This window comes from Nonomuraea sp. PA05 (assembly GCF_008086045.1).
Classification (GTDB): domain Bacteria; phylum Actinomycetota; class Actinomycetes; order Streptosporangiales; family Streptosporangiaceae; genus Nonomuraea; species Nonomuraea monospora.
Genome location: NZ_VSEY01000037.1, coordinates 13274 through 26412 on the forward strand (window position 1 = coordinate 13274; position 13139 = coordinate 26412).

The 13139-nt window shown below is 69.0% G+C and carries 13 protein-coding genes; 7 read left to right on the forward strand and 6 right to left on the reverse strand.

Going from position 1 to position 13139, the window contains the following annotated elements:
• Window positions 1-525, reverse strand: a complete 525-nt coding sequence (locus FXF51_RS43590; protein WP_148440668.1) for an aminoacyl-tRNA deacylase — start codon at window positions 523-525, stop codon at window positions 1-3.
• Window positions 526-673: 148 nt separating this feature from the next.
• Here FXF51_RS43590 and FXF51_RS43595 point away from each other — a divergent pair, with 148 nt between their 5' ends.
• Complete coding sequence (locus FXF51_RS43595) at window positions 674-2074, forward strand: CCA tRNA nucleotidyltransferase (protein ID WP_148440669.1); 1401 nt, start codon at window positions 674-676, stop codon at window positions 2072-2074.
• Here FXF51_RS43595 and FXF51_RS43600 read toward each other — a convergent pair.
• Window positions 2054-3340 carry an MFS transporter gene (locus tag FXF51_RS43600; protein WP_148440670.1) on the reverse strand — a complete coding sequence of 429 codons (1287 nt, stop codon included), beginning with the start codon at window positions 3338-3340 and terminating at the stop codon, window positions 2054-2056. The two genes, FXF51_RS43595 and FXF51_RS43600, sit on opposite strands and share 21 nt — an antisense overlap.
• Before the next feature lie 98 nt (window positions 3341-3438).
• On the opposite strand from FXF51_RS43600, the gene idi reads away from it, so the two are divergent.
• Window positions 3439-4023 (forward strand): isopentenyl-diphosphate Delta-isomerase, encoded by a 585-nt coding sequence (gene idi, locus FXF51_RS43605; RefSeq protein ID WP_148440671.1) that lies wholly within the window; start codon window positions 3439-3441, stop codon window positions 4021-4023.
• A 281-nt stretch (window positions 4024-4304) separates the two neighbouring features.
• Here idi and FXF51_RS43610 read toward each other — a convergent pair whose 3' ends face one another.
• Both FXF51_RS43610 and FXF51_RS43615 read right to left on the reverse strand, forming a co-directional pair.
• A complete protein-coding gene (locus FXF51_RS43610; RefSeq protein ID WP_148440672.1) occupies window positions 4305-5384 on the reverse strand; it encodes an inositol-3-phosphate synthase in 1080 nt (359 codons plus the stop codon).
• 13 nt (window positions 5385-5397) lie between these two features.
• The gene (locus FXF51_RS43615) at window positions 5398-5994 is read right to left on the reverse strand and encodes a PadR family transcriptional regulator (RefSeq protein ID WP_148440673.1); all 597 of its coding nucleotides are present in this window, start codon (window positions 5992-5994) and stop codon (window positions 5398-5400) included.
• Window positions 5995-6127: 133 nt separating this feature from the next.
• On the opposite strand from FXF51_RS43615, the gene FXF51_RS43620 reads away from it, so the two are divergent.
• The 4 genes from FXF51_RS43620 to FXF51_RS43635 all read left to right on the forward strand — a co-directional run bounded on the left by FXF51_RS43620 (window position 6128) and on the right by FXF51_RS43635 (window position 11651).
• Window positions 6128-6514: a DUF5318 family protein gene (locus tag FXF51_RS43620; protein ID WP_148440674.1), complete on the forward strand. Its 387-nt coding sequence runs from the start codon at window positions 6128-6130 to the stop codon at window positions 6512-6514.
• Between the two features lie 231 nt (window positions 6515-6745).
• Window positions 6746-9271 carry a transglycosylase domain-containing protein gene (locus tag FXF51_RS43625; protein WP_148440675.1) on the forward strand — a complete coding sequence of 842 codons (2526 nt, stop codon included), beginning with the start codon at window positions 6746-6748 and terminating at the stop codon, window positions 9269-9271.
• Window positions 9268-10590 carry a glycosyltransferase family 87 protein gene (locus FXF51_RS43630; protein ID WP_148440676.1) on the forward strand — a complete coding sequence of 441 codons (1323 nt, stop codon included), beginning with the start codon at window positions 9268-9270 and terminating at the stop codon, window positions 10588-10590. The genes FXF51_RS43625 and FXF51_RS43630 overlap by 4 nt, the downstream gene beginning before the upstream one ends.
• Window positions 10587-11651, forward strand: coding sequence for a mannosyltransferase family protein (locus FXF51_RS43635; protein ID WP_148440677.1), 1065 nt, complete (start codon window positions 10587-10589; stop codon window positions 11649-11651). Before FXF51_RS43630 ends, FXF51_RS43635 begins: the two co-directional genes overlap by 4 nt.
• Window positions 11652-11724: 73 nt before the next feature.
• Here FXF51_RS43635 and FXF51_RS43640 read toward each other — a convergent pair whose 3' ends face one another.
• On the reverse strand, window positions 11725-12468 hold the full coding sequence (locus FXF51_RS43640; RefSeq protein ID WP_187414906.1) for a deoxyribonuclease IV: 744 nt from the start codon (window positions 12466-12468) through the stop codon (window positions 11725-11727).
• Between the two features lie 77 nt (window positions 12469-12545).
• Here FXF51_RS43640 and FXF51_RS61275 point away from each other — a divergent pair, with 77 nt between their 5' ends.
• Window positions 12546-12722, forward strand: coding sequence for a hypothetical protein (locus FXF51_RS61275; RefSeq protein ID WP_187414907.1), 177 nt, complete (start codon window positions 12546-12548; stop codon window positions 12720-12722).
• Window positions 12723-12765: 43 nt separating this feature from the next.
• Here FXF51_RS61275 and FXF51_RS43645 read toward each other — a convergent pair whose 3' ends face one another.
• Window positions 12766-13083, reverse strand: a complete 318-nt coding sequence (locus tag FXF51_RS43645) for a hypothetical protein (RefSeq protein WP_262380223.1) — start codon at window positions 13081-13083, stop codon at window positions 12766-12768.
• Window positions 13084-13139: the final 56 nt, after the last annotated feature.

Genomic DNA, 13139 nt, shown 5'->3' on the forward strand with positions numbered 1-13139 from the left:
TCAGTGCCGTCGCGCGACCGCCACGCGCGATCCTCGCGGGCGCGAGCCGCGCAGGTCGACCATCTTGCCTGGCAGGACGGCCAGCAGGTCGAGAGCACGCAGGGAAAGCGCCGTGTGACGCTCGCCGGTGGCGGTGTAGAGCGGCCCCGTGTCGGCCAGCAGCCGGTCGTCGATGAACATCGGCAGCGACTCCGGCAGCAGCAGCGGGCACACCAGCCCGCAGGCGTAGTCGGTGGTGGCGTTGACGACGTGGGCGGGCGCGGGGCGTACCTGGCGCGCGCCGAGCAATCCGCCGACGGCTCCGGGCCGGGGCGGCGAGGAGACGGGGGAGGTGACCCCGATGACGACCTCGCGGCCGACCCAGGTCGTGACTTCGAGCACCGTGACCGTCAGGCACCGCTCAGGGGCGGCGGAGACCGTCTCCGGCAGCTCTTCCGCGCATGTCATGGGACGCGGAAGGCGTACGATCTCATGATGGACCTGGTGTGCGAGGAGCCAGCGGTGGATCGCGAGGGCGTCCTTCATATAGTCCTCCTTGCTTGAATCCATGGCCCCCGACGGTCCCTTGACCGACGGTAACCCGGACCTGGTGTGGCTCGGGGGATATGTTCCGGAAGCAGAAGGCCGACTCAGTTTGTCCGACTCAACCTTGACCGAAAGCCAGCAGCAGGCCATGACCGACCTGTTCCGCAAGATCGCACCGGTGGCCGACGAGCTCGGCCGCCTGTTCGCCGACAAGGGCCACGAGCTGGCCCTCGTCGGCGGTCCCGTGCGTGACCTCCTGCTCGGCCGCATCGGCAACGACCTCGACCTGACCACCGACGCGCGCCCCGAGCGGGTGCTGGAGATCGTCAGGGACTGGGCCGACTCCGTATGGACGATCGGCATCGACTTCGGCACGGTGGGCCTGCGCAAGGGGAGCTGGCTGATCGAGATCACCACCTACCGGAGCGAGTCGTACGACCCCAAGTCCCGCAAGCCCGAGGTGATGTACGGCGAGACGCTCGACGCCGACCTGGAGCGGCGCGACTTCGCGGTCAACGCGATGGCGGTCCGCCTGCCGGGCCACGAGTTCGTCGACCCGTACGGCGGCCTGTCCGACCTGCGCGGCCGGCTGCTGCGCACGCCGGGCACGCCCGAGCAGTCCTTCGGCGACGACCCGCTGCGCATGCTCCGCGCCGCCAGGTTCGCCTCGCAACTCGGCTTCGCCGTCGATCCGCAGGCCGTGGCGGCGATGACCGCGATGGCCGAGCGCATCGAGATCGTCTCCGCCGAGCGCATCCGCGACGAGCTCGACAAGCTGATCTGCGGCGCCAACCCGCGCGAGGGGCTGCGCCTGCTGGTCGACACCGGCCTCGCCGCCCACGTGCTGCCCGAGCTGCCCAAGCTGCGCCTGGAGATCGACGAGCACCACCGGCACAAGGACGTGTACGAGCACTCGCTCACCGTCCTCGACCAGGCCATCGCGCAGGAGGAGGACGGCAAGCCCGACCGCATCCTGCGCTGGGCGGCGATCCTGCACGACATCGGCAAGCCGAAGACGCGCCGCCACGAGGCGGGCGGGCGGGTCTCCTTCCACCACCACGAGGTGGTCGGCGCGCAGATGACCAAGAAGCGCATGACCGAGCTGAAGTTCCCCAAGGACGTGGTGTCCGACGTCTCCCGGCTGGTCGAGCTGCACCTGCGCTTCCACGGCTACGGCACGGGGGAGTGGACCGACAGCGCCGTTCGCCGTTACGTGCGTGACGGCGGCCACCTGCTGGACCGGCTGCACAAGCTGACCAGGGCCGACTGCACCACCCGCAACAAGCGCAAGGCGGCGGCCCTGTCGCGCACCTACGACCACCTCGAGGAGCGCATCGCCAGGCTCGCCGAGGAGGAGGAGCTGGCCAAGATCCGCCCCGAGCTCGACGGCAACGAGATCCAGCAGGTGCTCGGGGTCGGGCCTGGGCCGGTAGTGGGGCGGGCCTACAAGTTCCTGCTCGACCTCAGGCTCGACAAGGGCATGCTCGGCAAGGAGAGCGCCACGGCGGCGCTGCTGGAGTGGGCCAGGTCAAACGACGTCGGCGCGTGACCGCGTGGTGATCATCCGGTAGGCGAACGCCGCCACGGGGTAGCCGAGCGAGATGATCACCACGGCCGCGTACGACTTGCCGTCCGGCGGCAGGATGGCCGCCGAGAGGGCCGCGGCGAGCACGTACATGCCGTTGAAGAGCATGTCGTAGATCGAGAACGCGCGGCCCCGGTAGATGTCCTCCACGTCGCGCTGGACGGTCGTGTCGGCGCAGATCTTGACGCTCTGCCCGGCCAGCCCCAGCACGAACCCGGCCAGCGGCAGCCCCCACTCCTGGAACGGCAGCACCAGCCCCGCCGTCAGCACCCCGGCCGCGACCAGCGCGATCTGCACCCAGCGCTCGATCCCGAACCGCTCGGTCGCGTACGGGGTGACCACCACGGCCAGCGCGGTGCCGACGCCCGCGGCCACCACCACCAGGCCGATGCCGCGCAGCGCCGCGTCGGCGTCGCCGTCGGTGAAGTAGTAGCGGTAGAGGATGATGCCGAGCGCGGTGCACATGCCGAACAGGAACCGGTGCGTGGCCATCGCGCCCATCGTCGCGGCGGCGACCCGGTGCCGCACCAGGTGCTTGGCGCCGTCGGCCAGCCCGGTGACCACGTTGCGCAGCGCCTGACGCGCCTGCGGCCGGTTGGGGTCGGGCCACGGGCCGAGCAGCTGACGGTCCATCGTCCGGGCCACCAGCGCGCTCAGCGTGAACACCACGCCGGACGTGACCAGCAGCAGCGCCACCCCCGCGTCCTCGCCGCCGAAGACCTCCCGCAGCAGGAAGCCCAGGCCCGCCCCGATGAACGTGGCCACCGTGCCCGAGGTGGGCACCACCGCGTTGGCGGAGATCAGCCGCTCCGGCGGCACCACGTGCGGCAGCGAGGCGCCGAGCGCCGCCAGGAAGAACCGGTTGACCCCCAGCACGGCCAGCGCCGCGCCGTAGAACCACGCGTCGGGCACGTCGGCGGCGACCAGCCCGGCGGCGACCAGCAACAGCGTGCCGCGGATGAAGGGCGCCACCACGAGGATCTGCCGCCGCGACCATCGGTCGATGAAGACGCCCACGAAGGGCCCGAGCACGCTGTACGGCAGCAGCAGCACGGCAAGCCCGGCGGCGACTTCGAGGGCGGTGGTCTGGCTCTCGGGACTGAAGAAGGCGAACCCGGTCACCCCGAACTGGAAGATCCCGTCGGAGAACTGGGAGACCAGCCGGGTGCTGAACAGCCTTCTGAAGTCCCGGCCCCGCAGGACCACGCGGAGATCGGCGACGAAAGACACGCCGCCAGCCTAGCTCCGCGTCACCTGTCCTAGGATGCTGGTGCAGCGGGTGCGCATGGGGTTCCGAGCGGTGCACATGATCTCGTACGCTTCATAGCGTGACGACTGAGGAACACGTTGTGCTGGTTGACCCGTCCGGCCAGGCGCTCGGCACCGCGCCCAAGACGTCGGTGCACGGCCGGGAGACACCCCTTCACCTGGCGTTCTCCAGCTACGTCTTCGACAGCGAAGGCCGCGTGCTGCTCACCAAGAGAGCCGACCACAAGATCACCTGGCCGAGCGTCTGGACCAACAGCTGCTGCGGTCACCCGCTTCCCGGCGAGCCCGTCGACCGAGCGGTGCTGCGCCGGCTCTCCTACGAGCTGGGCCTCACGGCCGGGCACGCCGACCTGATGCTGCCCGCCTTCTCCTATCGCGCCGAGATGGCCAACGGCATCGTCGAGCACGAGCTCTGCCCGGTCTACCGGGTCACCGTCGACTCGGCCGTCACGCCCAACCCCGACGAGGTGGCGCAGACGCGGTGGATGCCGTGGAAGGAGTTCGCCGAGGGGGCAGGGAACGGGCTGCTGGCGATCTCGCCGTGGTGCAGGGAGCAGGTGCCGTTGCTGGCCGAGCTGGGCTCCGACCCGCTCACCTGGCAGCCCGCCTCTTCGGCCGACCTGCCACCGGCCGCCCGCCCGTAGACCCCGTCCGGCACGTCAAAGCGCCGCCCGCCCGCGAAGTGCCGTCGGCAGACGCGCCGCACGCCCGCGCCGCACGCCCGCGCCGCACGCCCGCGCCGCACGCCCGCGCCGCACGCCCGCGCCGCACGCCCGCGCCGCACGCGCGTGGAGCATCCCAAAGCCCCCGTGAAGGCGCCGCAAGCACGGGGAAGCGTCTCAAGGGCGTGAAAAGCGCCGTAAGGGCGTGAAAGCGCCGTGCCCCCGCAGGGAAGCGGGGGCACGGCGCCACGGGGATGAGCAGGTCAGCGCTCGACCTCACCCCGGATGAACTTCTCGACGTACTCCCGGGCCTCGTCGTCGGAGTACTGCTCCGGCGGCGACTTCATGAAGTACGAGGAAGCCGACAGGATCGGCCCGGCGATCCCCCGGTCAAGGGCGATCTTGGCCGCCCGCACGGCGTCGATGATGATGCCGGCCGAGTTCGGCGAGTCCCAGACCTCGAGCTTGTACTCCAGGTTCAGGGGAGTGTCGCCGAACGAGCGCCCCTCCAGCCGCACGTAAGCCCACTTGCGGTCGTCCAGCCACGGCACGTGGTCCGACGGCCCGATGTGCACGTCGGCCTTGCCCATCTCGTGCGGGATCTGCGAGGTGACCGACTGCGTCTTGGAGATCTTCTTGGACTGGAGCCGCTTGCGCTCCAGCATGTTCATGAAGTCCATGTTGCCGCCGAAGTTGAGCTGGTACGTGCGCAGCAGCTCGACCCCGCGGTCCTCGAACAGCTTGGCCATCACCCGGTGCGTGATGGTGGCGCCGACCTGCGACTTGATGTCGTCGCCGACGATCGGCACGCCCGCCTCGGTGAACTTCTCCGCCCACTCGGGGTCGGAGGCGATGAAGACCGGCAGCGCGTTGACGAACGCCACCTTGGCGTCGATCGCGCACTGCGCGTAGAAGCGGTCGGCCTCCTCCGACCCCACCGGCAGGTACGACACGAGGACGTCGACCTGGTTGTCACGCAGCACCTGGACCACATCGACCGGCGCCTCGTCGGACTCCTCGATGATCTCGCTGTAGAACTCGCCAAGTCCGTCGAAGGTGTGGCCGCGCTGCACCGTCACCCCCGTGGGGGGAACGTCGCAGATCTTGATCGTGTTGTTCTCGCTGGCGACGATGGCCTCTGAAAGGTCGCGGCCGACCTTCTTGGCGTCCACGTCGAAGGCGGCGACGAACTCGACGTCGCCGACGTGGTACTCGCCGAACTTCACGTGCATGAGGCCCGGGACCCGTGTGTCCGGGTCCGCGTCCTTGTAGTAGTGAACGCCCTGGACCAGCGACGACGCGCAGTTGCCGACACCGACAATGGCCACGCGAACCGAACCCATCGCACTCGCTCCCTTACTCATCAGTTGACGTGGTATCTCTCTCGGGACTCTCCTCCGCGGAGGACGAGGCCCGACGCTCCGTTGCGATCAGCTCGTTCAACCAGCGCACCTCGCGTTCGACGGACTCGAGCCCGTGACGTTGCAGCTCGAGCGTGTAACTGTCGAGACGCTCCCTGGTGCGCGCCAGCGCAGTACGCACCGCGTCGAGGCGCTCCTCGAGCCGGCTACGGCGGCCTTCGAGAATGCGCAGCCGCACTTCGGCCTCCGTGTGGCGGAAGAAGGCGAAGTGCACGCCGAAGCTCTCGTCCTCCCATGCGGATGGACCGGCTTGCGTGAGCATGTCCTGAAGGCGTTCCTTGCCCTCGGCGGTCAGCTTGTAGACGATCTTCGACCTGCCGCCGACGATCGCGGTCGGAGCGGGCTGCTCCTCCACGATCAGGCCCTGAGCCAGAAGCGATCGCAGACAGGGGTACAGCGACCCGTAGGAGAACGCACGGAACATCCCCAGCAAGGCGTTGAGCCGTTTGCGCAGCTCGTAGCCGTGTAGCGGCGTCTCGTGCAGCGACCCGAGCACGGCCAGCTCCAGAACCCTGCCCTGTCCGCTGGCCACTGGAACCGCCCCCTCTCGCGTCGATGTATCGAGCCGATACATCTCCAAGATACGTCGGTGCGCTATATGGCTGCAATCTATGAATCTGCCAAGGCGTTGGGATGAACCCGTAAAACGCCGTAGTCTGGCGCTCATGTGGTCACAGAGAAGGGTGGTGGATTACGGCCTCGCGAAGCGGGCGGTGGTCCGCTCCGTGCGCTCGGGGCGCTCCTCGCGCCGCGACGTCTGTGACGCACAGCCCTACCTCCTCCGGGCGGCGCGCCACTTCGGCGAGCCGACCGAACGCCCCTGCCCGGTGTGCGAACAGGAGAACGTCACCAACGTGACCTATGTCTACGGGGATTCCCTCGGTAGGCATGCCGGTCAGGCAAAGGTCACATCAGAACTCGCCGCCATGGCTCATGATTACGATGAGTTCCGGGTGTACGTTGTCGAGGTCTGCCAAGGTTGTTCCTGGAATCACCTGACGGTTTCGTACGTCCTCGGGAACGGACCGCCTGATCTCGCCGGACAAGCGTGAAGACCGAGGGCGGCGAAGAGTTCACGCCCGACCGCCGTTTATGTTCCGACGACGTTGTGAGGACGTGTGAGTAGCAGCATGAATGAGGGGACGGCCCGCCCTGGAAGGCGCCGTCGATCCAGCTCATCCCGTTCTGTGCCCCAGAGTTCTCCACCTCAAACCGGCGAGCCGGGTTGGGGTGCGGCCCAGCCGCCCCGTCGTCCTGAAGCGGCCTACGAGCAGACGGGCGCGATGGCTGCGCAGCCGTACGACCAGCCCGAGCCGCGCAGGCCCGAGCCACGCAGGCCCGAGCCGCGCACCGAGCCGCGCCGGCCTGAGCCGCGCCCCGGGCCGGACGATCCCTACGGGCAGCAGCCGCCGCAGCGCTCGCGAAGCCAGGATACGCGCACGCTGGGTAATCAGGAGACGATCATCAGTGACGCGCCGCGCCGTTCGCGCAGGCGCGGTTCCGGGCAGCCGCCCGAGCCTCCCGGCCCGCCGACGAAGAAGGACGGCGACGGACGCGGCGGCTGGCGCAGGTTCGTGCCGAGCTGGAAGATCGTCGTGGCGGGCGCCGTGGTGCTCGCGGCCGGCCTGTTCGGCATGATCATGGTCGCGTACGCCAACACCCCCGTGCCGACCTCCGCCCAGAGCGAGGCGACGGCCCAGCAGAGCACCATCTACTACCGCGACGGCAAGAACGTCATCGCCCAGCTCGGCTTCAAGCGCGAGATCGTCCCCTTCGCCAGGATGGACGAGGACGTCAGGAACGCCGCGGTCGCCATCGAGAACAAGACGTTCTGGGAAGACTCCGGCATCTCCATCTCCGGCATGGCCCGCTCGGTGTGGATGACCGCCACGGGGCAGCAGCTCCAGGGCGCCTCGACGATCACCCAGCAGATGGCCCGCGGCTACTACGACGGCCTCAGCCAGGAGGTGTCGATCCAGCGCAAGGTCAAGGAGATCTTCGTCGCGGTCAAGCTCGACGAGACCATGTCGAAGGAGGACATCCTTTCGACCTATCTCAACACCATCAACTTCGGCCGCGCGTACGGCGTCGAGGCCGCCGCGAAGGCGTACTTCCCCGGCAAGAAGGTCACCGCCGCGAAGCTGACCCCCGAGCAGGGCGCCTATCTCGCCGCGCGCATCCAGCAGCCGAACTGGGACCACAACTCCGCGGCGCTCCAGGAGCGCTTCAAGCAGGTCATCAACAACATGGCCGAGCTGTGGCCGGAGAAGTACGGCAACCTCCCGCAGACCGCCAAGTTCCCGAAGACGCTCGCCTCCGCCGGCAACGACGACCTGGGCGGCCTCAACGGCTACATGGTCGAGGAGGTGCTGAACGAGCTCGAGGGCCGCGGCCTGACCGTCGACGAGATCAAGTCCGGCGGCTACAAGATCGTCTCGACCTTCGACAAGAAGCTCATGAAGGCCGCGCAGACCGCGGTCAAGAGCACCATGCAGGCCTACGGCATGAGCACGGAGTTCCACGGCGGCCTGGCCGCGGTGAACCCGAAGAACGGGCGGGTGCTCGCCTTCTACGGCGGCGACGACTTCCTCACCGACCCGTGGAACGAGCCCTTCCAGTCCACCAAGCAGGCCGCGTCCGCGTTCAAGCCGTACGTGCTGGCGGCCTGGCTGCAGGCCGGCTACTCGCTCAAGAGCTACGTGCCGGGCAACCAGACGGTGCCGAAGGAGCTGCCGGGCCAGCAGGCGGGCGGCATCAAGAACAGCCACAACGTCGGCGTGTCCGTTGACGTGGTCAAGGCCACCGCGGCCTCCGTCAACACCGCCTACGTGTCGATGGCGTACGCGCTGCCGGGCCGCCTCGACGACGTCAAGAACCTCGTCGAGGCGGCCGGCTTCGACCAGAAGCGCATGGAACAGGACGTGGAGGAGCACCACTTCCAGTTCGCGATCGGCAGCGCGCTGGTGACGCCGGTCGAGCAGGCAGCGGGCTACTCGATCTTCGCCAACGGCGGCAAGTACACCAAGTACCACGTCGTCCAGGAGGTCAAGCAGAACGGCAAGGTCGCCTACCCGGAGCAGGCCGTCGCCAAGACGGTCGTCGACCCGGGGGTCGCCGCCGACGCCACGGTCGCCATGCAGGCGGTGCTGCAGGCGGGCGGCACCGCGGCGGGCAAGGGTCTGGGCACCAGGCCGGCCGCGGGCAAGACCGGCACGAACAACGACGAGAAGGAGGCCTGGTTCGTCGGCTACACGCCGCAGGTCTCCACCGCCGTCGGGTTCTACCGCGAGCAGTGCGTGACCAAGACGGGCAAGGTCGTCCCGCCGCAGCACTCCAACTGCCCGATCACCCGCAAGGGCAGCAAGAAGTACGACGGGAACAACCCCTACACCAGCGTCAAGGAGGTCTCGCTCGGCTTCGAGGGCGCGGGCCCGCCCACCATCGCCTGGCAGAAGTTCATGCAGCTCGCCCACGAGAGCCTGCCGGTCGAGCAGTTCCCGGACCGGGCCGAGGTCGGCGTCCCCGAGAACATCGTGCCGAGCCCGACGCCCACGCCGACGCCCACGCCCGAGGACGAGAACCCGTTCGGCTCGGACAACCCGTTCGACGACGGCTCCGACGACTGCCTCATCGGCTGTGACGACAACGACGTCACCATCCCCGACGACGACGTGAACGTGGACGACGGCACCGACGACGACTTCGGCAACAGCGACCCCAACGACGTGGGCCTGGCCGGGCAGGGCTCCGTGCCCGAGCCCAGATCCAGCGGGACGCAGCCGAGGGCCACCAGGCCAGAGGACCAGTGACGAGCACCGAGGCCCGCGCCCCCTTCGTGGCGCGGGCCGTTCCCTACCTGCCCCTGGGGCTGATCGCCGCCCTGGGGGCGACCCTCGCGTACGTGGTGCGGCTCCCGTGCCGCACCGGCGGGTGGAACGACCAGGTCACCACCTACACCAACTTCTGCTACAGCGACATCTACCCCCTGTACTTCGACAGGGCGCTGGCCACCCAGAACCCCTACTTCGCCGACGTGCCGTTCGACAAGCAGGTCGAGTACCCGGTGGTGCTGGGCGAGGTCATGCAGCTGTTCAGCTGGATCGCCCGCGCGCTGGAGCCGGACCACGTCGCCCAGGCGGTGCGCTTCTACGACCTGACGGTGATCCTGCTCGGCGCCTGCCTCGTGGCGGGCGTGCTGCTGATGGCCGCGGTGGCGGGCCCGACGCGGCGCTGGGACGCCCTCTGGTACGCCATCTCGCCGGCCGTGGTGCTGGCCGCCTACATCAACTGGGACCTGGTCGCCGGCGCGCTGTCCATGGGCATGCTGCTGGCCTGGAAGCGGCAGCGCCAGGTGGCGGCCGGGGTGCTGCTGGGGCTGGCGATCGCGACCAAGTTCTACCCGCTGATGTTCGTCGGCGCGCTGTTCCTGCTGACGTGGCGCACCGGCCGGTGGCGGCCGTTCCTCGTCACGATGGGCTCGGCCTTGGGCGCCTGGCTCGTGGTGAACGTGCCGTTCATGGTCTTCGCCTGGGAGGGCTGGCGCAGGTTCTACGTCTTCTCCCAGGACCGCGGGGTCGACTGGGGCTCGCCGTGGCTGTTCTTCCAGAACAAGGGCTGGCCCGTGCTGGGCGAGGCCGACGTGAGCACGCTCGGCATGGTGTCGCTGGCGATCATGTGCGTGGGCATCGCGGTGCTGACGCTGGCCGCGCCGCGCCGGCCCAGGCTGGCGCAGATCTGCTTCCTGGCGCTGGCCGCGTTCATGATGACGAACAAGGTGTGGTCGCCGCAGTTCGTGTTGTGGCTGGTGCCGTTCGCGGTGCTGGCCAGGCCCAACTGGAAGCCGCTGGTGCTGTGGCAGCTCGCGGAGGTCTGGTACTTCGTCGCGATCTGGCTGTACCTGGTGGCCCAGTCGCCGCTCAACCGGGACGACCTGGGCATCGGCGATGACACGTACTTCACCGCCGTGTGGGGCCGCATCATCACGATCGCCATCATGATGGCGTTCGTCGTGCGTGACGTGCTGCGGCCGGACAAGGACGCGGTGCGGCAGGCCGACCTCGACGACCAGGCGGGCGGCGTGTTCGACGACGCCCCCGACCGGTTCACGCTCCAGTCCGCCTTCAGATGATCACTCGCTCGGCCGGTAGGGACGCGCTGCTGCTGTGGTTCGGCTCGCGGGCCGGGCTGCTCCTCGCCACGCTCCTCGGCGCGGCGATGGGCGGATACCTCGACAAGTGGCACAAGTGGGACGCCACGCTGTTCATCACGATCGCCCAGTACGGCTACGACGGCGAGCCGGGCAAGCCGCCGGACGACGGGCTGCCCGCCTTCTTCCCCGGCCTGCCCGCGGCGCTGCGGCTGGTGCACCTCGTGGTGCCCGACTGGGCGGCGGCCGGGCTGCTGGTCTCGCTGGCCGCGGGGGCGGTCGCGATGACGGCGCTGGCCAGGCTGGCCGAGGTGGAGGGCGCCTCCGGGTGGATGGCCGTGCTGGCGCTGCTGCTCTTCCCGATGGCGGTGTTCCTGTCCGCGGGCTACAGCGAGTCGCTGTTCCTGGCCTTCGCGATCCCGGCGTGGCTGGCCGCCAGGCAGGGGAACTGGCCGTCGGCGGCGCTGCTGGCGGCGGGGGCTTCCTGTGTGCGGATCACGGGGTTGTTCCTCGCGGTCGCGCTCGTGGTGGAGTTCGCGATGCGCAAGGAGTCGCCGCGGCGGGCCGGGTGGCTGGCCGTGCCGTTCGTGCCGCTGGTGGCGTACTCGTACTACCAGTACGGCAGGACCGGCGACTGGCTGGCGTGGAAGCACGCGCAGGAGGCCGGGTGGGGGCGCGACTTCGCCTGGCCGTGGGAGGCGTGGGCGACGACCTGGCGCTCGGCCATGGGCTCGGGCGACTTCGCGGTGGCCTTCCGGATGGAGATCGTCGGCGTCGTGGTGGCCGTGGCCGCGCTGGTGTGGCTGCTGGTGCTGCGCCGGTGGAGCGAGGCCGTCTACACGGGCGCGCAGGCGGGGGCGCTGATGACGTCGGCGTACTACCTGTCGATCCCGCGTTCGCTGCTGCTGTGGTTCCCGCTGTGGGTGGTGGTCGCGCGGTTCGCGACCCGGCGGACGTGGGTGATCGTGCTCTACGGGACGATCTCGGGGCCGTTGATGCTGGTCAACGCCTTCCGGTTCCTGAACGGGGCGTGGGCGGGCTGACTCGGGTCACGCCCCTTACCCACTTTTCCGTCTCGGTAATCCAGGGAAGTTATCCACAGGCTGTGTGTAATCGCTAGAGGTTCTTCCTCAGGAACGCGATGTCGTCCGCCTGGCCGTCGCCGGGAGTCTCCACCACGATCGGCGCGCCGGCCGCCCGGCAGACCGCCAGGATCAGCTCGGGGTCGATCTTCCCCTTGCCCAGGTTGGCGTGCCGGTCGGCGCCGGAGTCGAAGTCGTCGCGCGAGTCGTTGCAGTGCACCAGGTCGATGCGGCCGGTGATGGCCTTGACCCGGTCGACCAGGTCGATCAGCTCCTCGCCGCCGGCGTGGGCGTGGCAGGTGTCGAGGCAGAAGCCCACGTCGAACCCGTCGAGCGCCTCCCACAGCCGGGCGATGCGCTCCAGCTTGCGCGCCATCGCGTTGCCGCCGCCCGCGGTGTTCTCGATCAGCACCGGGATCGGGCACTCCATGCGCTCGAACACCTTGCGCCAGTTGTCGAACCCGGTCTGCGGGTCGTCGCTCTTGTTGACGTGGCCGCCGTGCACGATCAGGCCCTTGGCGCCGAGGCTCGCCGCCGCCTTCAGGTGCTGCTCCAGCAGCTTGCGGCTGGGAATCCTGATGCGGTTGTTGGTCGTCGCCACGTTGACCAGGTAGGGGGCGTGGATGTAAATGTCCACCCCTTCGACCGGCTTGGCCGGCAGCACGGGCTTGTCGTAGCCCTGCGGGTCGCCGAGGAAGAACTGCACCACCTCGGCCCCCACCTCCGCGGCGTGGGCGGCGGGGTCGTCCTGATCGACGTGAGCTCCGATTAGCACCATGTCACCGAGCTTATCCGTTTGGTGGAAGCAGCTCAGGGCAGTCGCGGGGACACCCCCTACTCCTGAGGAGACAACATATGAGCCGCTGGCGCTTACGAGCGCTCATCGTCCTCGTTTACGTCATCATCGGCATCTACGTCGCCTGGGTGTACGACTACATCACGCCCGGGCTGCTCAGGGACCTCGCTGAGGCGTTGCTCTCGGTGTTCCTCTGGTTCCTGGTCCTGCTCGGCATAGACCTGCACATCGGGTGAGGCGCATAGAACAGAACGGCCCCGGTGGAACCGGGGCCGTTGCTCATGGATGGGGGAGGAAGCCGCCGTGGGCGATGCCCAGCGCGGCGCCGACGAACGAGCCCACGAGACCGATGATGTTGAGCGAGCGCTGCGGCGTCGTGGCCGAGATGTACTGCGAGTAGAGGCCGACGCCGAAGCCCAGCGTGCCGACCCAGGACGCGATCATGTGCGCCGAGGTCCAGAACGTGGCCACGAAGGCGACCACACCGCACACGAGCGTGACGATGGCCAGGATGTTCTCGACCGGGTGCGGACGACCATCCGGGTTGAGCGTGAGCTTGAACCGCTCCGATTCGGAGGGCTGAAGCACATGTGGCACAGCCACCACCCCCTTGGTTTCCTACAGGCCTTCCCACCTACCTGCGGCTGGTAACC

Bases quoted from the DNA above. Each gene is read 5' to 3' on its own strand.
- FXF51_RS61275 (WP_187414907.1), top strand. From the start codon at position 12,546: ATGAGCCGCTGGCGCTTACGAGCGCTCATCGTCCTCGTTTACGTCATC.
- FXF51_RS43620 (WP_148440674.1), top strand. From the start codon at position 6,128: ATGTGGTCACAGAGAAGGGTGGTGGATTACGGCCTCGCGAAGCGGGCG.
- FXF51_RS43635 (WP_148440677.1), top strand. From the start codon at position 10,587: ATGATCACTCGCTCGGCCGGTAGGGACGCGCTGCTGCTGTGGTTCGGC.
- FXF51_RS43590 (WP_148440668.1), bottom strand. From the start codon at position 525: ATGAAGGACGCCCTCGCGATCCACCGCTGGCTCCTCGCACACCAGGTC.
- FXF51_RS43610 (WP_148440672.1), bottom strand. From the start codon at position 5,384: ATGGGTTCGGTTCGCGTGGCCATTGTCGGTGTCGGCAACTGCGCGTCG.
- FXF51_RS43595 (WP_148440669.1), top strand. From the start codon at position 674: ATGACCGACCTGTTCCGCAAGATCGCACCGGTGGCCGACGAGCTCGGC.
- FXF51_RS43640 (WP_187414906.1), bottom strand. From the start codon at position 12,468: ATGGTGCTAATCGGAGCTCACGTCGATCAGGACGACCCCGCCGCCCAC.
- FXF51_RS43625 (WP_148440675.1), top strand. From the start codon at position 6,746: ATGGCTGCGCAGCCGTACGACCAGCCCGAGCCGCGCAGGCCCGAGCCA.